This is a genomic window from Parafrigoribacterium soli, assembly GCF_040227235.1.
Lineage (GTDB): Bacteria > Actinomycetota > Actinomycetes > Actinomycetales > Microbacteriaceae > Parafrigoribacterium_A > Parafrigoribacterium_A soli.
Genome location: NZ_JBELNZ010000002.1, coordinates 39,084 through 59,474 on the forward strand (window position 1 = coordinate 39,084; position 20,391 = coordinate 59,474).

Sequence of the window (20,391 nt, forward strand, 5' to 3'; positions counted from 1 at the left end):
TCCGTGCCTTTCGGAAATTCAGGACTCTGGTCGCGGGACCTCATGCGCTCGCCCGTGACGTCGCGGGCACCTGCGGCATGAGCGCGCCAATGTCCTGAATTTCCGAAAGACTGGCGGCGGCAACGGGAGAGGTGCGCCGGGATGTCGGCTCGCAGCGGCAGACTGGAGGGGTGCACGTCGTCTTGAGTTCAGCGCCTGGTGGCGGCGATCGGGTGGTGCTGAACACGCTCGATGACGCGGCAGCGGTTGTCACGACGGATGTCGTGGACCGCGAGTTCCTGCCCGCGACGGTGGCACGGCTCGAGGCCTCGCGGCCACGCTGGGTGTGGGACGACACGAGCCGCTGGTACGCGAAACTGCTCGACGACGGCGTGCGAGTGGAGCGCTGCGTGGACCTGCGCCTGTCGCACGCCATCCTGCGTAACTCGGCGCTCAGTGCCGGCTCAGAGCTGGCACGCGCTCCAGTGAACTCCTGGGATAGCAGCCCGGGCGAGCCGCTGGAGCGCAGGGCTGACGAAGCACTCTTCGAGTTTGACGCCCCGGCGCCGCGTCACGAGCACGACCCGATCGCGGAGTTCCGGCTGCAGCGGCAGGCGATTGACTCCGCCACCGAGTCCGGGAGGCTTCGCTTACTGCTCGCGGCGGAGTCCGCCGGCGCGCTCGTCGCCGCGGAGATCAGGCACGCCGGGCTTCCATGGCGGGCTGAGTTGCACGAAGACCTGCTCGCCCGCCACCTCGGTTCTCGGCCGCAGCCGGGCCAGAGGCCCGCGGGCCTCGCGGCGGTTCTGGAGCGAGTGCGCGAGGAGCTTGGCGCGCCAGAGCTCAACCCGGACTCACCAGCCGACCTGCTTCGGGCACTCGCGCGCGCGGGAATCACCGTGACATCCACGCGCTCGTGGGAACTCAAGAAAATCGACCACCCGGCGATCGCCCCGCTGCTCGAGTACAAGAAACTCGCCCGTCTACTGACCGCCAACGGCTGGCACTGGCTCGACACGAACGTTCAAAACGGCCGCTTTCATCCCGACTACGTTCCCGGCGGGGTGGTCACGGGCCGCTGGGCGAGCAAGGGCGGCGGGGGTGCGCTGCAATTGCCCAAGCAGATTCGCGAGGCCGTGGTGGCGGACCCGGGATGGAAGCTCGTGGTCGCCGACGCATCGCAGCTCGAACCGCGAATCCTCGCCGCCCTGTCCAGTGATCGCGCGATGGCCGAGGCGGGCCGTTCCAGAGACATGTACGCCGGGATTGTCGCGAGCGGCGCGGTGACGAGCCGCGCCCAGGCGAAGGTCGCGATGCTCGGCGCGATGTACGGCGCGACCACGGGCGAGAGCGGCCGACTCATGCCGCGGCTCAGCCGCGCCTACCCACGCGCGATCGCCCTTGTCGAAGATGCTGCGCGAGCCGGTGAACGCGGTGAAATCGTCACGACCAGACTCGGCCGCAGCTCGCCGGCACCGAGCGAGGAGTGGCGCGAGATTCAGGCGACGGCCTACGGCGACCATGTGACGGATGCCGAACAGCGACGCGCACGTGGCCAGGCCCGCAGTTGGGGGCGCTTCACTCGCAACTTCGTCGTGCAGGGCAGCGCCGCGGAGTGGGCGCTCTGCTGGATGGCCACCCTGCGGCAGTCGCTTCAGGAACTCTCCGGTGGCGCCTGGCTCACCCGCGGCCCACACCTCGTCTTCTTCATGCATGACGAACTCGTGATCCACTGCCCGGCGGATGCCGCTCCCGCGGTCGAGCAGGCTGCGAGGGAGTCGGCAGCAGAGGCCGGTCGGCTCCTGTTCGGGGCCCTGCCCGTGGAGTTTCCGCTCAGCGTCGCCACGGTAGACAACTACGCGCAGGCGAAGTGATTACGCGCCGGGGCGCCGACCGCGCCTGGGTCGCGACCTCGAGTATCCGCGGGCGGAATCGTTCTCGGCGATGGCCGCGGTCGCAGCCCCGATCCAGGCGAGCGCTGCGACGGCAAGTGCCTCCCGCGCGACGAGAGCAAGACGCTGGTCCTGCCGCAACTCATCCGTAGGTTCTGCTGCAGCGGTCTGCAGCGCCAGTCGCGTCGCGGCAAGATCGGCGTCCCACCATCCGCGGAATGACCTCGCGAGCGTCATCGCCGACGCGGGATCAATAGAACTCGTGATGAGCACCTGGTCGAGCATCTCCGTCCACTCGGGCAGGCTGGCGGTCGCCGGCTCCGTCATCCAGGTGCGCGACTCACGGTCGCCGCCCTCGGTGAGCGCATACAGAGGAAGTCCATCGTCTGTGGTGCCCGCGGCAACAACAAGTCCCTGCTTGGCCAGGCGTTCGAGCGTGCCGTAGATCTGTCCCACGTTCACCGGTTTGCGATGCGGTGCGCGCTCGGCAAGCTCGGCATGCAACTGCAGTCCGTACGCCGGACCGAGCGTGAGGATCGCCAGAGCTCCGTCTCGAACCGACATCGACGCTCCGCCCTGGAATCACTAAAGCCATACGGAGTATATAGCTAGGCGAAGCGGCAGACCGGAAAGAGGAATCACACAGTTGTTATTTGGGGGTGTTATCGGGGATAATTCAAGCAACGGCTCCGATTCACTCGGATGCCGCTCAACTGAACACGAAGCAGCACACCATTCAGAGGTCGATGGGGAAGTCGCACCTCAACCGAATGGAGTTATTGTGGCTGCAGCAACCGCTCGGGGAGTGCTGTACGTGCACTCCTCGCCTCGTGCACTCTGCCCGCACATCGAGTGGGCAGCAGGGCGAGCTCTTGAGCGCGCCGTGAACTTCACCTGGGCAGATCAGCCCGTGCTCAAGGGTTCCATGCGCACGGAGTTCTACTGGGAGGGCAGCCAAGGCACCGGAGCGGCGCTCGCCTCGGCGCTGCGCGGTTGGGAACACCTGCGCTACGAGGTGACCGAGGATCCGACGCCTGGCAGCGACGGCGGCCGCTGGATGCACACCCCCGACCTCGGCATCTTCTTCGCCCAGCTCGACACGGCGGGCAACGTCGTGATCCCGGAGGATCGCGTGCGCTACGCCATGGAGCTCGCGGGCTCAGACGCTTTCGAGCTGCACCGCGAACTTCGGCTGGCGCTGGGCCAGGCCTGGGACGACGAACTCGAGGCCTTCAGGCACGCGAGCGACGACAGCCAGGTGATCTGGCTGCACAAGGTCGGCTAGAGAGCCCTTCGAGACGTCGCAGGGCGACCTGCTCAGGGCGGGCGAGCTCAGGGAACTGAGGCGAAGTTCAGCTGCGATAGACCGGGAGGATTCGGTCCACGTATGCCTGCGGCGCGAACGCGGCGCGGTCGATCAGCGCCCCCTGCGAAAGCGCGGGCAGGAGCGTTTGGTCGCTGACCAGGGTGACGAGCGCGTCGGCGAGGCCGGCCGCATCCGGTGTCTCAGCGAGGAAGCCCGCGTGCTGGAGTCCCTCGCGCAGTTTCGGATCGCAGTACAGAACGCCTCGCTCACGGCTCACGGCCTCCGCGATCGTCATCGGCTGGTTGTCGAAGCCGAGCGAGGTGAGCACGATCGCGGATGAGGCATCCATCAGGTCGAGCACGGCTTCGTGCGGCAGCGAGCCGCGCACCCTGATCTGCGGATGTCCGGCCACGATCGCCTTCAGTTCGGCGAGCTCTGCACCCTCGCCCACGAAGTCAACGGTGAACGCGTTGCCCGTGCGTTCAAGCGCCTCGACCGCGGCACGCGCGAAGACGAGCGGGCGCTTGACCGCCTCGCACCGCGCCACCCAGAGAAAGCTCGGCACGCCGGTGCCGGGCAGCGGCGCCGACGGTCTCGGCGAGGTCGCGATCGGGTTGGGCACCAGCGCTATCTCTCCGGGCACACCGGCGTCCGCGAGATCCTGCGCCTGATGGGCGGACGGCGACACGACCCGATCGACCAGCAGCGCCATTCCGAGCGTGAGGTTTCGCAGGAGATTGTCCGCGGCCCGCGGAGTCAAGCTCAGTCGCGGAATTTTCGCCTTGGAGACGAGCTCGAGGCCCCAGCGGAGAAACCACGCGACGGAGGCCTGCGGTCCGCCCTCGCTCGCCCAGTAGAAGGTGTGCACGGTGTGCACGACGCGGATTCCGAGCTTTCGCGCGACGGCGGTCGCCGCGTGCGCGAGCGCGAACTCCGTCTGCAGGTGCACGACATCGATCGCCTGCTCGCGAAAGTAGGCCTCGAGCGCGGCCCGGTTGCGGCGATTGTTGGGCATGATCGGCAACTGCAACCCCGGGATCGTGAAGTTGGGGTGAATCCGGATGCCGTCGGCTACCTCGCGCACACCGGTGAACCAGAGCCCCCGTGCCGCCGAGACCATGACCACGGTGTGCCCGGCCGCCTCGAGAGCGAGCTGCTGCTGCCGCATCGAGGTCTGGGCACCCCCGACATAGTCGAGGAAGTAGTCACTGACGATCGCGATACGCATAAGGAGCAGCCGGCGCGATCCGGCCTAGACGCTCCTGAACGCCACGACGGCGTTGTGGCCGCCGAATCCGAACGAGTTGCTGATCGCGAGCAGCGGTCCGTCGCCGAGCGCCCGCGGCGAAGTCACCACATCCAGCGGGATGGCGGGATCCTGCTCGGTGAGGTTGATCGTGGGAGGCGCCGTGCGCTCACGCAGGGCGAGGATCGTGAAGATCGCCTCGAGCGCGCCGGTGCCGCCGAGCAAGTGGCCGGTTGCGCCCTTCGTGGCCGACACCGGGATGTCATGCAGTCGCTCACCGAAGGCGACCTTGAGCGCCGCATACTCCGCGATGTCGCCGACCGGGGTGCTGGTGGCGTGCGCGTTGATGTGGGCCACGTCATCCGGTGAAGCGCCCGCGTGGTCGAGCGCAAGCGCGATCGCCCGCGAGGCGCCCTGGCCCTCGGGGTCGTTGGCCGTGATGTGGTACGAGTCTGCGGTGACGCCACCACCGGCGAGTTCTGCGTAGATGCGTGCGCCGCGAGCGAGCGCGTGCTCCTCGGTCTCGAGCACGAGCGTGCCCGCACCCTCGCCCATGACGAAGCCGTCACGGTCGACGTTGTAGGGCCTGGACGCGGTCTCGGGCGAATCATTGCGCTTGGACAGCGCCTGCATGGAGGAGAAGGCGGCGAGCGTGATGGGGTGAATCGCTGACTCGGTGCCACCCGCAATGATGACGTCGGCGAGTCCGAGCTGAAGGTGCTCGTACGCGTTGGCGATCGACTCGGTGCTGGATGCGCAGGCGGACGCCACGGTGCGGGCAAAGGCGCGCGCGTGGAACTTCATCGAGATCGCGGCGGATGCGGCGTTAGGCATCAGCATCGGCACGGTCATCGGGAGAACGCGGCGCGGTCCCTTCTCACGCAGGGTGTCCCAGGCGTTGAGGAGACTCCACAGGCCACCGATGCCGGTCGCGTAGTCGACGCCGAGTCGCTCTGGGGCGACATCCGGAGCACCGGCATCAAGCCAAGCCTCCTGCGCCGAGATCACGGCGAACTGTGACGAGGGGTCGAGACGCTTGGCCTCCGGGCGCTCGAGCACCTCTTCGGGTCGCACGCGCGCCTCGGCCGCAAAGGTGACGGGCAGTTCATACTGCTCGACCCAGTCGTGGGTCAACGAGTGCACGCCTGACTCACCAGCGAGCAGTGCGCGCCAAGTGTCTTCGACGTTTCCGCCGAGGGGGGACGATGCTCCCAGCCCGGTGACGACGATCTTCTTGGGGGTCATTGCATCTCTCTCGTAGATTCGGGCTGCACGGTCACGGAGGTCGTGCGGGGAGGGGCCGGATTCCGTTCGAGTGCCGACCCCAGCCGCCGTTACGCCTGTGCTGCGGTGATGAAGCTGACGGCGTCTCCGACGGTCTTGAGGTTCTTGACCTCGTCGTCGGGGATCTTCACGTCGAACTTCTCTTCTGCGTTGACGACAATGGTCATCATCGAGATCGAGTCGATGTCCAGGTCGTCCGTGAACGACTTGTTGAGCTCGACGGTGTCGGTCGCGATGCCGGTTTCGTCATTGATGAGCTCGGCCAGGCCGGCCAGAACTTCTTCGGTGGACAATGCCATTGTGATTCTCCTTGGGGTGTCGTTTGACCGTGAATTAGTTTAGGGCAGCGAGCTGCCGTGGCCCGCCATTACGGCAGCACGACGACCTGAGCGCCGAAGACGAGTCCGGCGCCGAAGCCGATCTGCAGCGCCAGTCCGCCGCTGAGTTCCGGATGCTCGGCGAGCAGCCGGTGGGCCGCCAGCGGAATCGAGGCGGCCGAGGTGTTGCCCGTCGTGGCGATGTCTCTCGCGATGGCAACGGTCTCTGGCAGGTGCAGCTGCTTGGCGAATTCGTCGATGATGCGCATGTTCGCCTGGTGCGGGATGAAGGCGGCGAGGTCGTCTGCCGTGACACCGGCCACCTCAAGCGCGCGCTTGGCCACCTTCGCCATGTCCCACACGGCCCAGCGGAACACGGTCTGCCCCTCCTGGCGGAGGGTCGGCCATGGAGCGACGCCGTCTCGGAAGTCGACGAGCGTGGCGTTCATGCCCACGGCATCCGCTTTCGAACCGTCTGAACCCCAGACCGCTGCGGCGATGCCGGGCGTGTCGCTCGGGCCGATTACCGCGGCGCCCGCGCCGTCCCCGAGCAGGAAGGAGATCGAGCGCTCGTTCGGGTCGACGACGTCGGAGAGCTTCTCGGCACCGATGACGAGGGCGTAGTGCGCCGCTCCGGTGCGAATGAGCGCGTCTGCCTGCGTGACCGCGTAGCTGAAGCCGGCGCAGGCGGCGTTCGTGTCGTAGGCGGCCGCGGGATTGGCGCCGACCCGGTCCGCGACGACCGCTGCCATCGACGGCGTCTGCCTGGCGTTGCTGATGGTGGCGATGATGACGAGGTCGATGTCGGATGGGGCGACCCCCGACTTCTCGATGGCCTCCCTGGCCGCATCGGTCGCGAGGTCGACGGCGAGCACGTCGTGCGAGGCGCGCGTGCGGGTGATGATCCCTGTGCGCTGCTGGATCCACTCGTCGCTGGAGTTGATCGGCCCGACGAGGTCGTCGTTCGGCACCACGAGGTCGCCGCGGGCGGCGCCGTAGCTGTAGATGCGGGTGAACTGCGGGCCGCTGGACTGCTGGAGGGTGGGGTGGGTCATCGTTCGCTGTCCATCAGTTCGTGGGCCGCAGCCAGGTCGTCCGGGGTCTTGATGGCCACGGTGGGGACGCCCTTGAGTCCACGCTTGGCGAGTCCAACCAGGGCTCCTGCCGGTGCGAGCTCGATGACACCGCTGACTCCGTCGGCGGCGAGGGCATCCATTGTTCTATCCCACCGTACCGGCGATGAGACCTGACCCACGAGGAGGTCGACGAAGGCCGTGCCCGACTCGACCCGGCTACCGTCGTGGTTGGTCCAGATCGGGAGGACCGGGTCGTGGCGTTCGAGGGCACCGGCCACGGTGCGAAGGTGATCGACGGCGGGCCGCATGTAGCGCGTGTGGAAGGCGCCGGCCACCTGCAGTGGAATAACGCGGGCGCCGCTCGGCGGGTTGTCTTTGAGCTGAGCGAGCGCGCCGATCGTGCCGGCGACGACGACCTGTCCGCCCCCGTTGTAGTTCGCGGGTTCGAGCCCGAGCTCTTCGAGGCGTGTGAGAAGTTCGCTCTCATCGGCACCGAGCACGGCACTCATGCCGGTCTCGTCGAGCGCGGCGGCCTCGGCCATGGCGAGTCCACGCTCGCGCACGAGCGTCATGGCATCCACCTCGCTCAGGATGCCCGCCGCCGCTGCCGCGGTCAGCTCACCGACCGAGTGACCGGCGACGCCGCCGATCGCCGCGGTGCGACCCTCGAGGAGCGCGCCGAGCGTCAGCAGCCCGGCGGCGACGATGAGAGGCTGTGCCACGGCCGTGTCACGGATGGTGTCGGCATCCGCCACGGTGCCGTGCTTGACCAGATCGAGGCCTGCACCGTCGGAGAGCGCCTTGAGGTGCTCCCTGTAGCGCGGCACGGCGAGCCACGGTTCGAGGAACCCCGGGGTCTGCGAGCCCTGGCCGGGGCATACGACAACGATCACTGATCAAGTCTCCTCTGCTGACGTGGTGGCGGTGGCGGTGGATTCAGCCTAATGAACGCGCCGAGCTTTGGCGGTTTCCTCAAGCGCGAGTCAGCGACGGCGCAGCGGCCCGTCCGGTTCGGCGATGGAGCCGAGGATGAGCGCGGCCTGCAGGATGAGCGACTCGCGTGCCCCCGTCGCGTCCCAACCGATGACCTCGGATACGCGCTTGAGTCGGTACCGCACGGTGTTCGGGTGCACAAAAAGCTCGCGCGCCGTCGCCTCGAGCGAGCGGCCGTTGTCGAGGTAGCACCAGAGGGTGGCGAGCAGTTCGGTCGAGTGCGCCTGGAGGGGCCGATAGATGCGGTTGACGAGTGTGGAGCGCGCGAGCGCGTCGCCAGCGAGCGCGCGTTCCGGCAGCAGGTCGTCGGCGAGCATCGGCCTTGGCGCGTTTCGCCACGACCGGGCGACGGCGAAACCGGCGAGCGCGGCCTTGGCGCTCCTGGACGCATCCACGAGGCTCGGCACCTCGTGGCCGAGCACGAGGTAGCCGTCACCGAAGCCGGGTTCGAGCGCGTTGGCGATCTCCAGGAACGGCACCTGCGCATCCGCGGCCGACTCTGTCGGTTCACTCCCGTAGGGTGTCGCGCGGCCGATCACGAGCACGAGGCGGCTGCCCTGCACGCCGATGAGTACGTCTGCGTCGAGGTGGCGCGCGGTGCGACGCAGCATGTCGACATCGAGCATCTTGGGCGCGGTGCCGACGAGCACGCACACCTCGCCGTGACCGTGCCAGCCGAGCGCAGCGATGCGCGACGGCAGCTCGTCGTCGTACTCGCCGCTCAGGATGGAATCCACCACGAGCGCTTCGAGCCTCGCGTCCCAGAGGCCTCTGGCTTCGGCCGCTCGGGCATAGACATCCGCGGCGGCGAAGGCGATTTCCCGCGAATACAGCAGGATGGCCTCGCGCAGCGACTCGTCCCGGCCCTTGACCCGGTCTTCGACGACCTCGACCGTCACCTTGATGAGCTGCAGCGTCTGGGTGAGGCTCACCGAGCGCAGCAGTTCCCGTGGCGCCGCACCGAATACGTCGGCCGCGATCCACGGTGTCGAGTTGGGGTCGTCGAACCAGTGGATAAAGGAGGTAATACCCGCCTGGGCCACGAGTCCGACGGCCGAACGGCGCCCCGGAGGCATGTCGCCGTACCAGGGGAGGGTGTCATCGAGCCGCTTGAGGGTGGCCGTTGCCAGTTCACCCGAAACGGTCTTCAGCCAAGCGAGCGTCTGCTCCTTAGTGCGCGCGACCGGTGTCATCTACTTCGCGAACCCCCCCCGTCTAGCTCTCGCCGCCGGTCGAACCGGTGGTGCCAGCCGTCACGTCGTGCAGGCGGTAGCGTTCGATCGCCTGCTGCGGGACGCCGGGATCCATCTTGCCCCGGGCGACGAGCGCCTCGAGCGTGCGTACCACGAGCGACGGGCCGTCGATCTTGAAGAACCGGCGGGCGGCCGCGCGCGTGTCGGAGAAGCCATAGTCGTCGGCACCGAGGGTGAGGTAGTCACCCGGCACGAACTGGCGGATCTGGTCGGGCACGGCGTGCATGTAGTCGCTCACCGCGAGGAACGGGCCCTGAGCCTCGCCGAGCTTGCGGGTGAGGTAGGCCTCCCGCGGTTGTTCGTTCGGGTTCAGGAAGTTGTGCTCCTGTGCGGCGAGGCCGTCGCGGCGCAGTTCGCCCCACGAGGTGACCGACCACACGTCCGCTGCGACGTTCCAGTCATCCGCGAGCAGTTGCTGCGCCTCGAGCGCCCACGGAACCGCCACACCGGAGGCCAACAGCTGCGCCTTCGGACCGGTCGGCCCCTCGGTCTCTCGCAGGGACTCGGCCTTTTTGAGCAGGTAGATGCCCCGGAGTAGGCCGTCGAGGTCGAGGTTTTCGGGCTCGGCGGGCTGCTTCATCGGCTCGTTGTAGACGGTGATGTAGTACATGACGTCCGGATGCGGATGGCTGCCGCCATACATCCGTTCGAGGCCCGCCTTGACGATCTGACCGAGCTCGTAACCATAGGCCGGGTCGTAGGAGACGACCGAGGGGTTTGTCGATGCGAGCAGCGGTGACTGGCCGTCGGCGTGCTGGAGCCCCTCGCCGGTGAGCGTGGTGCGACCGGCCGTGGCACCCATGATGAAACCGCGCGCCATCTGGTCGCCCGCCGCCCACATCGCGTCGCCCGTGCGCTGGAAGCCGAACATCGAGTAGAAGATATAGACCGGGATGAGCGGCTCGCCGTGCGTGGAGTAGGAGGTGCCCGCGGCGGTGAAGGCCGAGAACGCGCCGGCCTCGTTGATGCCGACGTGAACGATCTGCCCCTGTGCGCTCTCCTGGTACGCGAGCAGGAGCTCGCGGTCCACCGAGGTGTAGTGCTGCCCGTTGGGGTTGTAGATCTTCGCAGTGGGGAAGTACGCATCCATTCCGAAGGTGCGTGCCTCATCCGGAATGATCGGCACGATGCGGTTGCCGAACTCCTTCGACCGCAGCAGGTCCTTGAGGAGGCGGGCGAAGGCCATCGTGGTGGCGATCTCCTGCTTGCCCGAGCCGCGGCGCGCCACCTCGTAGGCGCTCTCCTCAGGTAGGGAGAGCTGCGTGTACTTCGAGCGACGCTCCGGCAGGTAGCCGCCGAGAGCGCGGCGGCGCTCCTGCAGGTACTGGATCGCCTCGTCGTTCTGCCCCGGGTGGTAGAACGGCGGGCGGTACGGGTCCGCCTCGAGCACGGCATCCGTGATCGGAATGTGCATGACGTCGCGGAACTGCTTGAGGTTGTCGAGCGTCAGCTTCTTCATCTGGTGGGTGGCGTTGCGGCCCTCGAACGACGGGCCGAGGCCGTAGCCCTTGACGGTCTTGGTGAGGATGACGGTGGGCTGGCCCTTGTGCTCCGTCGCGGCCTTGAACGCGGCATAGACCTTGCGGTAGTCGTGACCGCCGCGCTTGAGGCTCCACAGTTGGTCGTCGGTGTAGTCCTTCACCATTTCTGCGACGCGCGGGTCGCGACCAAAGAAGTTCTCGCGCACGTAGGCGCCGCTCTCGGCCTTGTAGGTCTGGTAGTCGCCATCCGGAGTGACGTTCATGAGGTTCACGAGCGCACCCTCGGTGTCGCGGGAGAGCAGGCTGTCCCACTCGCGGCCCCAGATGACCTTGATGACGTTCCAGCCTGCACCGCGGAAGAAGCTCTCGAGCTCCTGGATGATCTTGCCGTTGCCGCGCACCGGACCGTCGAGGCGCTGCAGGTTGCAGTTGATGACGAAGGTGAGGTTGTCGAGGTTGTCGTTGGCCGCCCACTGCAGGGCGCCGCGGCTTTCGACCTCGTCCATCTCGCCGTCACCGAGGAAGGCCCAGACGTGGCTGTCGGAGACATCCTTGATTCCGCGGTTGGTGAGGTAGCGGTTCGCCTGTGCCTGGTAGATCGCGTTGATCGGCCCGATGCCCATCGACACGGTGGGGAACTGCCAGAACTCGGGCATGAGGTGCGGATGCGGGTAGGACGAGAGTCCGCCGCTCAGGTGCGACTTCTCCTGGCGGAATCCGTCGAGCTGGTCCTCGTCGAGGCGGCCCTCGAGGAAGGCGCGGGCGTACATGCCGGGGGAGGCGTGCCCCTGGTAGAACACCTGGTCGCCGCCGCTCGGATGATCCTGCCCGCGGAAGAAGTGGTTGCTGCCGACCTCGTAGAGGGTTGCGGAGCCCGCATAGGTGGAGATGTGACCGCCGACTCCGATGCCGGGTCGCTGCGCGCGGTGCACCATGATGGCCGCGTTCCAGCGCAGCCAGGCGCGGTAGCGCCGCTCGATCTCTTCGTCGCCGGGGAAGTTCGGTTCGTTCTCCGGAGCGATCGTGTTGATGTAGTCGGTGGTGGGCACCATCGGCACACCGAGCTGCAGGTCCTTGGAGCGCTTCAGGAGGCTGAGCATGATCTCGCGACCGCGCTGGCGGCCGTGGGCCGCGACGAGAGCGTCGAGCGACTCCTGCCATTCGGCGGTTTCCTCTGGATCCTGATCGATGTGATTCGCCGAATATGGGTCCTGGTCGTTGACCGTCATCCTTGACCTCGCTCTTGTTGGCGGACGGAGAAGTGCTTCGCCAGCGCGGAAATCGGGTTTCGATCGACGCTCTCAGTGCAAAGCCCGCCCAATTCTAGTTGTCACGTGAACGCGGGGTGCGCCGCTCGCGACGTCGAGTCGGGTGCAGTGGCGTTGTAGGTCAGTGCAGCTAGCCTCGATTCATGGCCTTTTATGAACTCGAGAACGACCTCCTCGGTGTTTCCGTCAATGAACTCGGCGCTGAACTCAGCTCGCTGCGCGACTCGGAGGGCCGCGAGCTGCTCTGGCAGGGCGGCGAGGCGTGGGGGAGGCGCGCGCCGGTGCTGTTCCCCATTGTCGGGCGACTCCCGGATGATCGACTCACCGTCGACGGGCAGCAGTACACGATGACGCAGCACGGCTTCGCGCGCGACCTTCCCTTTACCGTCGAGCGCCCGCACGACGCCAGCCTGACCTTCACGCTCGTGGACGATGAGCGCACGAGGGAGCAGTTTCCCTTCCCGTTCGTGCTGCAGCTCCGGTACTCGCTCAGCGGGTCCACGCTGCGCGTGAGCTACAGGCTGGAGAACCCGGGGGAGGCGACGCTGCACGCGTCGCTTGGCGCGCATCCGGGGTTTCGCTGGCCTCTGCCCGGGGCAGAGTCGCGAAACTCACACACCATCGAGTTCGAGCGTGACGAGCCCGCGCCGATCAGGCGACTGGTGGGCGGCTTGCTGCTGCCGCAGGACTTTTCGACACCGGTCGCCGGGAACACCCTGGCCCTTCAGGAGTCGCTGTTCGACGCCGACGCGGTCATCTTCGACCGCGTCGAGAGCCGCTCGGTGCGCTACACGGCGCCGGGCGCCCCGGTAATCACGGTCAGCTTCCCGGATTTCCCGATTCTCGGCGTGTGGAGCAAGGCCCCTGGTGAGTTCGTCTGCATCGAACCCTGGTTCGGTATGACGTCGCCGATCGGGTTCGATGCGGACTTCAGTCAGAAGCCGGGACAGCTGGCGCTGGAGCCCGGAGAATCGCGCGAACTGACCCTGGAGATTTCCCTCCAGCGGTAGAGCGCGAGCGGGCGTAACATAGCCAATCGTGTTTGCCGGGCGGTTAACCCGGTGTGAACGGTCATCGTGGCCGAAAGGAAGCGACATCATGGCTCTGGAAAACGACACCCAGGCACCCGACTTCGAACTGGCGAACCAGTTCGGTGAGCATGTGCGGTTGAGTGATTTCCGAGGCAGGAAGCCGGTCGCACTGGTCTTCTTCCCCCTCGCCTTCTCGAGCACCTGCACGGGCGAACTGTGTGAGCTGCGCGACAACCTCTCCCTGTTCTCCGGCAGCGACGCCGAGCTGCTCGCCGTCTCCGTCGACTCCAAGGCGACCCTTCGCGCCTTCGCGGAGAAGGAGGGTTACGACTTCACCCTGCTCGCCGATTTCTGGCCGCACGGCGCCGTCGCCAAGGAGTACGGCGTGTTCCTCGAGCACAAGGGCTTCGCGAACCGCGCGAGCTTCCTCATCGACGTGCACGGAATCATCCGCGCGAGCTTCATCACCGCTCCGGGCGAACCCCGTTCGATCGAGGCCTACCGGGCCGCGCTGGCCGAGCTCGCACCCGCCAAGGTCTAGCCGCGGCGGTTCGCACCGCGCATGTCCCTGTAAGCTATGGGGACGCCTTTTGGACGCTTCGCGTTCGAAAACGCGGGCCTTTAGCTCAGCTGGTAGAGCGCCACGTTTACACCGTGGATGTCATCGGTTCGATCCCGGTAGGGCCCACCTCATGCGGTCTGGCGACGCACCATCTCGGCGATCCAGATCGGTGCGTACGGCGACGTGCAGTTTGGTGGCGTCGGATAGTCCTTGAGCACCTCGAGGCGTTCACCGATCGCCATCGCGCGGTCCCGGTATTCGGCGTGCTGAATGCCGATTGTCGCCAGGCAGGTATTCATCGCCCACTGCAGTCGATCGGGTGCATCCTTCATCTCTGCCTCGATCGTGTCGAGCAGTCCGGGCAGGTCGAGACCACCCGGAGCCTTCGTCACGCGCTCGGAGGTCAGCGCCCAGCCCGCGCTCGCGACTATCGGATCGGCATCGGCGAACCAGTGCACACGCAGTTCCTCCGAATGAGGGCTCTTCTTGATCACGTAGTTCACGAGCCAGTCGAGCACCTTCGGAATCCGCGCTTCTCGCAGCATCGCGTCGAGTTCTGACGCATCGAAGGCCTTTGGCCGACAGATGAGGATCGCCACAAGCCGCGCCGGAGTGTTGCCGGTCGTCCAGAGTTCTCGTGCGAGTTCGTGCTGCGTGCCGAGTCGCTTGGCGAGCGCGCGCAGCTGGCTGAGGTTCACCCCGTGGTCATCGCCGTGCCTCGCATTGACCGCGCGCACCTTCGGGTCGTCGAGAGCGGCCAGCTCCTCGAGAACCGCTGCCACTGTCATCTCGGGCGTCGTCAGCTGAGCCACGGCAGCCTCCCTTTGTAGCCTGTGTCGCCAGCCTACGAGAACGGCGTGCCGTTGTCGCCCGTCTCACCGAGGCGGCAGCAAGCTACATCGCGGCGCCGATGTAGGAGTACTTGACGAACACCTCGGATGCGATGCCCGCTTCCTCGAGCACACCCTGCACCGCGGTCAGCATGTACCGCGAGTCCCATCCCATGTAGAGGAAGTGGCTCTCGTCGAGTTCGTCCCAGTGGCCCTTCCACGACATCGCCTCGAAGATGGGGCCACCGCGACGGGCACTGAAGGCGACGACGGCGTCTCGTGAGTCGGCCCAGAGCCGCTTGAAGATGCGGTTGAAGAGGTACTTGACGTCGTATACCTCCCAGTGCTCACCGCGGTACTCGACGTACTCGAACTCCCGCTCCCAACCGAGCGGCCAGCCGCGTCTGCGCTGTGCGTCGAGGATGGGCGTTAGTCCGTCGTCGTCGATGTCGACCGTGGCCGGTTTCGCCCACACTTTCAAGAACTGGATGGTGAGGCGTGCGGTGCGGTCTGCGATCGCGGCGGTGCCCCAGGCATCCGTCTCGGTGAGCTCTCGCGTTGCCGCAAGAGCACTCTTCGCATACGCCGACGTGCGCTTTTCGGGGAACGAAGAGTCCAGCACCCGCTCGGCCAGTGGCTCTTCGAGCAGGGTCAGGTTACCGAGGGTCTCTGCCAGCGCCCGATGACTGTTCTGCTCATCTTCGCTGTACTCGGACCACTGCTGCTCACCGTCGCCGGTCCAATCGTTGGCAGGCGCGAGCGGGAAGACGTGTTCGACGTCGAAGCCTTCGAGCGTGTCGACCTCCGCGAGGCGGCCGAGAACGTAGGCCGGGTGGGGGAGAGCGCCGTACTTGAGCGCCACGCGCACGCGATCGTCTGACGGCGTGATCCGCGCGATGGCGTTCGCGAGCCGGTCTGCACCGTGCTGTCGCGCACGGCAGAGCCTGGCCACCAGCCGGTTTGTCGTGAGCCCGACGGCGGTGCGACGGATAAGCAGCGACTGGACGTTCTCCAGGGTCGCGATGAACGTGTTCTTGTCCGTGTTTGCGCGTACGTAATCGTGGTATGCCCGCATGATCAGCGGATACATTGCGCGGCCGAAGGTGTTGACATACCCGAGCTGGCGAGCCACCTGCTCGTCAGCGACCGTCGATGGATCGAGCAGCGCCCGGTACACCTCCGAGAACTCGCGCCACTCTGTGGCGTGCTGCCGAAGGATGTCGAAGTCGAGCCTCGGGAACCGGTTGCGGAAGGTGTCGTAGACGCCGCGGCCATCGCCCGTGTCGATTTCGCGGCCCGTCGTCATGACCATGTAGTGCCGCCAGAACGTCGCGATCGATTCGCCCGTGTTCTCCTCGATCGGGAGCCAGAACGCGTCTTCGATCTCGAGCTGCTCCGCGTGCGACAGGCCCATCAGCACGTAATTGTGGATGAGCTCGTGGTCGCGCAGGGGCTCGCCGGTGGAGTTCAGGCTCTCGAAGGTCTGCTGCGCGTTCGCGTCGGCGCCGAGGGTGATTGACACGTGCTCCAGTCGCTGCAGTCCCTGCCAGATGCGAGGCACCTCATCGGCGGGAACCTGGCTGCGGAAGAACGCGTAGTTGTCGTCAAATCGGGACTCGCGCGACTCGACATCCGCCGGACGCTGATCGAGCACGACACTCTCGTACACCTGAGCCCACTCGCGGTGGGGGAGCAGCTTGGTGCGTGAGGGCTCGGCTGCACGAACGAGCACCTTCCGCAGCTCTGCGGCGAGGTCGGGATTCGCTTGCTGCACGCTGTGCTGCAGCGCCGCAATCAGCAGCATGATCGTGGTGACGCGCTGCTGGCCGTCGATGAGCACGAGCTCGCCTGCGCCGTCGTGCGCGGCATCCGAATTCGCGGTCGAGAGGATCGAGCCGATGAAATGCGTCTGGCGCTCGCCAGCGTCTGCAACGGCCCGGATGTCTGCCAGCAGCTTCTCGCAACCCCCGATGTCCCAGCGGTACTGGCGCTGGTACACCGGCACCACGATGCTCGTTTCAGCGGCGGAAAGCCAGCGAATCGTGTTGACGGCGGTGGCGTCGACGTTCGTGGCTGCGCTCATCTGTATGTGTGTCTCCTTGGCCTCGGGCCATCCCAGTTTAGGCGGAGGTCGGCTGTTAGGCTGACCTAAGTTGGGCCTGTTAAAACGTGCTGGCCCCCAAGGAAAGGTAATAATCCGCCTCATGGGTTACATCAAATCCGCCGCTCTCGAAGAGACCGGCTACGTCGTGCTCGATCGCTACAACCAGGAGCTCGACCCCAAGGAATGGCTCGACCTCGAGTACGTCGACTGGAAGTCATCCGGCGAGACCCGCTTCGCGCCGCTCGCCAGCGCCAAGGGTGAGATCGAAGTAAACGGCTTCTGGAACCACAAGCCGCCGCGCACGGATAAGGACGGCGTGTGGATCCCGTCACAGGTCGAGAAGGCGCCGAATCTCACTCGTCGTGCGCAGGAGCCGGGCGCCAACGTCGGTCGCTGCCGCGTGATCGAACTGCAGCCGAACAGCTACGCAGACTGCCTGTACAACCTGCACCAGGACGATAACAACCGGCTCAACCCGGATGGCACCGGCTGGGTCGTGCGCGGCTTCTTCAACCTCACGGATGACGCGGACAGCTACTTCGTGTTGCGCGACAACCGCACGGACCCGAGCGTCGAGTACCGCATTGCGCTGCCGGCGGGGGCGCAGCTGATCGTGGACACGCAGCGTCTGTGGCACGCGACGACGCTCAACAGCCCGGAGCCCCGCTACTGCCTCATCACGTCGTGGGAGTCCGGTCCCGAGCTCGACGCGTACATCGCGAAGTACAACGGCAAGAGCCGCGTCCCCAACGTCGAGGTTCCGCAGGATCTGCTCGACGCCGGTCAGGTAGAGCAGGAGCGCCGCATCGCGGCCCGTGCCGCCTATTACGCGGCGAAGGGCCAGGCCGAGAAGGCCGCTATGAGCGAGGCCTGATAGCCAGGAGATGATGCAGGAAGCCCCGGCCGTCTGGCCGGGGCTTCCGTGCTTTGATCACCAGGCGCTGGCGGGAGCCTTGACCATGGGTACCGGCGAGCGGTGCCAGCGGGAGCCGTTGCCGTAGTGGCTGCTGGCCCAGGGGGATGCCCAGATCGCCTGTTCGGTCACCTCCATGGGGGCCGAGGCGGCGAGGGCGGCGACGATCCCGCTGAAGCTCGGATTGCGATGGAGGTTCTCGGCCGCCTTCTGTGCCGCAATGGTGAGATTGGCATAGCTGCCAGTGCCGCCACCACCACCGGAACCGTAGCCGTTGTTCATGGGGTTGTTGCGGTTCCACCAGCTGTTGGGGCCGTTCTCCTGCCGCATCCAGCGCACGAAGACGGTGATGTTCGCCTCGCTGGTCGGCCAGTGGCCGGAGATGAGAACGAGTTTGGCCCAGTCGTAGTTGGTGCCGCTCGCGGCGAGTGTTGCGGGGCCAGCAGTGAGTGAATAGTCGTCGCGCGAGACCTTCTTCACGGCCGCGGTACCCGACACCGTCAGTGATTGCGCGTGCGCCGTGAGTTCGGCCTGCAGCTGCTCCGCGGCCGTCGGAGGGGCCGGCGGTGCAATGGCGAAGAGGGTGACCAGCATGAACGCGCCGCTCGCCGCGAGCACCGTAATGCGCCTGCGCGCTCGAGGCGCACCCGAACTTTGCATCGCGAGGCGAAGGGCGGAGAGCAGGCGAAGGATGGTGGTCACAGTGTGGGGTGCGCCGGTGGTTTGGCCCGACGCGCACGGTACGGATCGGCAGCGAGAATATCAGAGCAGCCTGAAACGGCACTGAGGATCCGGTCTCCCGGTTAGTTTGCACCCCCGACAGCGCTGGCCATTCCCGTGCGAATCAACTCCATCACTCCGGAGTCCGCCAGCGTGGTCACGTCGCCGTCGGGGCGACCCTCGGCCACATCGCACAGCAGTCGTCGCATGATCTTGCCGGAGCGCGTCTTCGGCAGTTCTGGCACGAGCACGACATCCCGTGGCTTGGCAATGGCGCCGATCGCCCTGGTGACGTGCGCGCGGAGTTCCTCGGCCAGGGCCGGTCCCGCGTTCAGATCCTCCGCACGCGCGGGAATGACGAAGACGGCCACCGCCTGACCCGTGGTCGCATCGGCGATGCCGACGGCGGCCGCCTCGCCCACCGCCGGATGCTCCAACAGGGCGGACTCGATCTCGATGGTCGACAGGCGGTGACCGGAGACGTTGATGACGTCGTCCACGCGGCCCAGCATCCAGATGTCGCCGTCCTCGTCGTATTTCGCGCCGTCGCCGGAGAAGTAATAGCCCTGGTCGGCGAAGCGAGCCCAGTAGGAGTCGCGATAGCGCGTCGGGTTTCCCCACACCGTGCGCGCCATGCCCGGATAGGTGCCGTCGATCACGAGATAGCCGCCGGACCCGCGGGGCACCTCGACGCCGTCCTCATCCACGACGAGCGTGCGCATGCCGGGGAGCGCACGCAGCGCCGAGCCGGGCTTGAGCGTCGAGGCTCCCGGAAGCGGCGCCATCACGGCGGCCCCCGTCTCCGACTGCCACCAGGTGTCAACGATGGGAGCGCGGGAGCCGCCGATCTGCTCGTGGAACCAGACCCAGGCCTCGGGGTTGATCGGTTCGCCCACCGAACCAAGCAGGCGGATGCTGGACAGGTCGTACTCGGCGGGCACGCCATCCGGGAACCAGGTCATCAGGGTGCGGATGAGCGTGGGGGCGGTGTAGTAGGTGGTCACGCCGTAACGCTCGATGATCTCGAAGTGCCGAGCGTTGTGCGGGCTGTTTGCGGTCCCCTCGTACAGCACGGAGGTCGCACCGTTGGAGAGCGGACCATAGAGCACGTAGCTGTGGGCGGTGACCCAGGCGAGATCGGCGGTGCACCAGTACACGTCGCTCTCCTTGGCGTCGAACACCGCCCAGTGGCTCCACGATGCGTGCGTGAGGTAGCCGCCGCTCGTGTGCACGAGCCCCTTGGGCGTGCCCGTCGTGCCCGAGGTGTACATGATGAACAGGGGAGTCTCCGCGTCGAAGTACTCCGCCTCATGCACGTCGGACGCCGTGTCCACGACGTCGTGCCACCAGACGTCGCGCCCGGCGGTCCACGGGATGTTCGGGGTCTCCTCGCCGGTGCGGCGCACGACGAGCACGTGTTCGACGCTGTCGACGCCGGCGACGGCGGCATCCGCTGCGGCTTTCACCGCTGTGGCCTTGCCTCGGCGGTATTGGCCGTCGCTCGTGACGAGCAGCTTGGCTCCAGTGTCCTCGATCCTGAACCGCAGTGCCTCAGCCGAGAAGCCACCGAACACGAGCGAGTGGATCGCGCCGATGCGCGCGATGGCGAGCGTGACGATGATGGTTTCAAGGATGACCGGAAGGTAGACGACCACGCGGTCACCCTGGGTGATGCCGAGTCCGATGAGCGCATTCGCCGCCCGCGCGACCTCCCGCTGCAGCTCGGCGTAGCTGAGGGAGCGACGATCGCCGGGTTCTCCTTCGAAGTGGAACGCGATTCGGTCGCCGTTGCCGGCGGCGACGTGCCTGTCGACGCAGTTCACCGCGACGTTGAGAGTGCCCCCAGAAAACCACTCCGCACGGGGGATCGAGAGCTCGCCAGAATCAGTTGGGGCGGCCGGCTCCCAGCTGTGCGTCTCTCGCCAGGGCTCACGCCAGTCAAGCCTGTCGGCCTGTTCCGCCCAGAAACCCACCGGATCCGCCGCGGCCCGTTCCCACAGGCTGCCATCCACGTTGGCGAGCGCGGCGAACTCGGCGGGCGCCGGATACCGCCTGGTCTCGTTCAGCAGGTTCAGGATGGTGGGCTGAGCGTCGATCCTAGGCACGCTCCACGGTAACCCGGGCGATTACGTCGTC

General features: G+C 66.7%; 17 protein-coding genes and 1 tRNA gene. 6 read left to right on the forward strand and 12 right to left on the reverse strand.

What is annotated here, in order from left to right; genetic code table 11:
* The first annotated feature begins 170 nt into the window (after nucleotides 1-170).
* Nucleotides 171-1,853 carry a bifunctional 3'-5' exonuclease/DNA polymerase gene (locus ABUA37_RS04435; RefSeq protein WP_407075344.1) on the forward strand — a complete coding sequence of 561 codons (1,683 nt, stop codon included), beginning with the start codon at nucleotides 171-173 and terminating at the stop codon, nucleotides 1,851-1,853.
* On the opposite strand, the gene ABUA37_RS04440 is transcribed toward ABUA37_RS04435, so the two are convergent.
* Nucleotides 1,854-2,435 carry a PadR family transcriptional regulator gene (locus tag ABUA37_RS04440; protein WP_349897928.1) on the reverse strand — a complete coding sequence of 194 codons (582 nt, stop codon included), beginning with the start codon at nucleotides 2,433-2,435 and terminating at the stop codon, nucleotides 1,854-1,856. It lies immediately after the preceding gene.
* Between the two features lie 217 nt (nucleotides 2,436-2,652).
* Between ABUA37_RS04440 and ABUA37_RS04445 the strand changes: the two genes are divergently transcribed.
* The gene (locus tag ABUA37_RS04445) at nucleotides 2,653-3,156 is read left to right on the forward strand and encodes a DUF3145 domain-containing protein (protein ID WP_349897929.1); all 504 of its coding nucleotides are present in this window, start codon (nucleotides 2,653-2,655) and stop codon (nucleotides 3,154-3,156) included.
* A gap of 67 nt (nucleotides 3,157-3,223) precedes the next feature.
* Here ABUA37_RS04445 and ABUA37_RS04450 read toward each other — a convergent pair whose 3' ends face one another.
* The 7 genes from ABUA37_RS04450 to aceE all read right to left on the reverse strand — a co-directional run bounded on the left by ABUA37_RS04450 (nucleotide 3,224) and on the right by aceE (nucleotide 12,056).
* Nucleotides 3,224-4,405 (reverse strand): glycosyltransferase family 4 protein, encoded by a 1,182-nt coding sequence (locus ABUA37_RS04450; protein ID WP_349897930.1) that lies wholly within the window; start codon nucleotides 4,403-4,405, stop codon nucleotides 3,224-3,226.
* Nucleotides 4,406-4,429: 24 nt separating this feature from the next.
* Nucleotides 4,430-5,668: a beta-ketoacyl-[acyl-carrier-protein] synthase family protein gene (locus ABUA37_RS04455; protein ID WP_349897931.1), complete on the reverse strand. Its 1,239-nt coding sequence runs from the start codon at nucleotides 5,666-5,668 to the stop codon at nucleotides 4,430-4,432.
* Nucleotides 5,669-5,757: 89 nt separating this feature from the next.
* A complete protein-coding gene (locus ABUA37_RS04460; protein WP_349897932.1) occupies nucleotides 5,758-6,006 on the reverse strand; it encodes an acyl carrier protein in 249 nt (82 codons plus the stop codon).
* A gap of 68 nt (nucleotides 6,007-6,074) precedes the next feature.
* Entirely contained in the window at nucleotides 6,075-7,079 is a 1,005-nt protein-coding gene (locus tag ABUA37_RS04465; protein ID WP_349897933.1) for a beta-ketoacyl-ACP synthase III, read from the reverse strand.
* Nucleotides 7,076-7,993, reverse strand: coding sequence for an ACP S-malonyltransferase (locus ABUA37_RS04470; RefSeq protein WP_349897934.1), 918 nt, complete (start codon nucleotides 7,991-7,993; stop codon nucleotides 7,076-7,078). Before ABUA37_RS04470 ends, ABUA37_RS04465 begins: the two co-directional genes overlap by 4 nt.
* A 90-nt stretch (nucleotides 7,994-8,083) precedes the next feature.
* The gene (locus tag ABUA37_RS04475) at nucleotides 8,084-9,286 is read right to left on the reverse strand and encodes a PucR family transcriptional regulator (RefSeq protein WP_349897935.1); all 1,203 of its coding nucleotides are present in this window, start codon (nucleotides 9,284-9,286) and stop codon (nucleotides 8,084-8,086) included.
* Nucleotides 9,287-9,308: 22 nt separating this feature from the next.
* The gene (gene aceE / locus ABUA37_RS04480) at nucleotides 9,309-12,056 is read right to left on the reverse strand and encodes a pyruvate dehydrogenase (acetyl-transferring), homodimeric type (RefSeq protein ID WP_349897936.1); all 2,748 of its coding nucleotides are present in this window, start codon (nucleotides 12,054-12,056) and stop codon (nucleotides 9,309-9,311) included.
* 182 nt (nucleotides 12,057-12,238) lie between these two features.
* Here aceE and ABUA37_RS04485 point away from each other — a divergent pair, with 182 nt between their 5' ends.
* The 3 genes from ABUA37_RS04485 to ABUA37_RS04495 all read left to right on the forward strand — a co-directional run bounded on the left by ABUA37_RS04485 (nucleotide 12,239) and on the right by ABUA37_RS04495 (nucleotide 13,814).
* Nucleotides 12,239-13,105: an aldose 1-epimerase family protein gene (locus tag ABUA37_RS04485; protein ID WP_349897937.1), complete on the forward strand. Its 867-nt coding sequence runs from the start codon at nucleotides 12,239-12,241 to the stop codon at nucleotides 13,103-13,105.
* Nucleotides 13,106-13,193: 88 nt separating this feature from the next.
* Nucleotides 13,194-13,667, forward strand: coding sequence for a peroxiredoxin (locus tag ABUA37_RS04490; protein ID WP_349897938.1), 474 nt, complete (start codon nucleotides 13,194-13,196; stop codon nucleotides 13,665-13,667).
* Between the two features lie 74 nt (nucleotides 13,668-13,741).
* Nucleotides 13,742-13,814 (forward strand) — tRNA-Val (locus ABUA37_RS04495).
* 2 nt (nucleotides 13,815-13,816) lie between these two features.
* Here the strand turns inward: ABUA37_RS04495 and ABUA37_RS04500 are convergent.
* Nucleotides 13,817-14,476, reverse strand: coding sequence for a DNA alkylation repair protein (locus tag ABUA37_RS04500; protein WP_349898627.1), 660 nt, complete (start codon nucleotides 14,474-14,476; stop codon nucleotides 13,817-13,819).
* Between the two features lie 106 nt (nucleotides 14,477-14,582).
* Nucleotides 14,583-16,601, reverse strand: a complete 2,019-nt coding sequence (locus tag ABUA37_RS04505; RefSeq protein ID WP_349897939.1) for a DUF262 domain-containing protein — start codon at nucleotides 16,599-16,601, stop codon at nucleotides 14,583-14,585.
* 121 nt (nucleotides 16,602-16,722) lie between these two features.
* Between ABUA37_RS04505 and ABUA37_RS04510 the strand changes: the two genes are divergently transcribed.
* A complete protein-coding gene (locus tag ABUA37_RS04510; protein ID WP_349897940.1) occupies nucleotides 16,723-17,496 on the forward strand; it encodes a hypothetical protein in 774 nt (257 codons plus the stop codon).
* A gap of 57 nt (nucleotides 17,497-17,553) precedes the next feature.
* Here the strand turns inward: ABUA37_RS04510 and ABUA37_RS04515 are convergent, their stop codons facing one another.
* Both ABUA37_RS04515 and acs read right to left on the reverse strand, forming a co-directional pair.
* Nucleotides 17,554-18,237: a hypothetical protein gene (locus tag ABUA37_RS04515; protein ID WP_349897941.1), complete on the reverse strand. Its 684-nt coding sequence runs from the start codon at nucleotides 18,235-18,237 to the stop codon at nucleotides 17,554-17,556.
* Nucleotides 18,238-18,338: 101 nt separating this feature from the next.
* Complete coding sequence (acs, locus tag ABUA37_RS04520; RefSeq protein WP_407075345.1) at nucleotides 18,339-20,360, reverse strand: acetate--CoA ligase; 2,022 nt, start codon at nucleotides 20,358-20,360, stop codon at nucleotides 18,339-18,341.
* Nucleotides 20,361-20,391 lie beyond the last annotated feature (31 nt).

What these genes read in the sequence shown, in the direction of transcription:
- ABUA37_RS04440 (WP_349897928.1), bottom strand. Translation starts at nt 2,435, where the DNA reads ATGTCGGTTCGAGACGGAGCTCTGGCGATCCTCACGCTCGGTCCGGCG.
- ABUA37_RS04450 (WP_349897930.1), bottom strand. Translation starts at nt 4,405, where the DNA reads ATGCGTATCGCGATCGTCAGTGACTACTTCCTCGACTATGTCGGGGGT.
- ABUA37_RS04455 (WP_349897931.1), bottom strand. Translation starts at nt 5,668, where the DNA reads ATGACCCCCAAGAAGATCGTCGTCACCGGGCTGGGAGCATCGTCCCCC.
- ABUA37_RS04460 (WP_349897932.1), bottom strand. Translation starts at nt 6,006, where the DNA reads ATGGCATTGTCCACCGAAGAAGTTCTGGCCGGCCTGGCCGAGCTCATC.
- ABUA37_RS04465 (WP_349897933.1), bottom strand. Translation starts at nt 7,079, where the DNA reads ATGACCCACCCCACCCTCCAGCAGTCCAGCGGCCCGCAGTTCACCCGC.
- ABUA37_RS04475 (WP_349897935.1), bottom strand. Translation starts at nt 9,286, where the DNA reads ATGACACCGGTCGCGCGCACTAAGGAGCAGACGCTCGCTTGGCTGAAG.
- aceE (WP_349897936.1), bottom strand. Translation starts at nt 12,056, where the DNA reads ATGACGGTCAACGACCAGGACCCATATTCGGCGAATCACATCGATCAG.
- ABUA37_RS04485 (WP_349897937.1), top strand. Translation starts at nt 12,239, where the DNA reads ATGGCCTTTTATGAACTCGAGAACGACCTCCTCGGTGTTTCCGTCAAT.
- ABUA37_RS04490 (WP_349897938.1), top strand. Translation starts at nt 13,194, where the DNA reads ATGGCTCTGGAAAACGACACCCAGGCACCCGACTTCGAACTGGCGAAC.
- ABUA37_RS04500 (WP_349898627.1), bottom strand. Translation starts at nt 14,476, where the DNA reads ATGACAGTGGCAGCGGTTCTCGAGGAGCTGGCCGCTCTCGACGACCCG.
- ABUA37_RS04505 (WP_349897939.1), bottom strand. Translation starts at nt 16,601, where the DNA reads ATGAGCGCAGCCACGAACGTCGACGCCACCGCCGTCAACACGATTCGC.
- ABUA37_RS04510 (WP_349897940.1), top strand. Translation starts at nt 16,723, where the DNA reads ATGGGTTACATCAAATCCGCCGCTCTCGAAGAGACCGGCTACGTCGTG.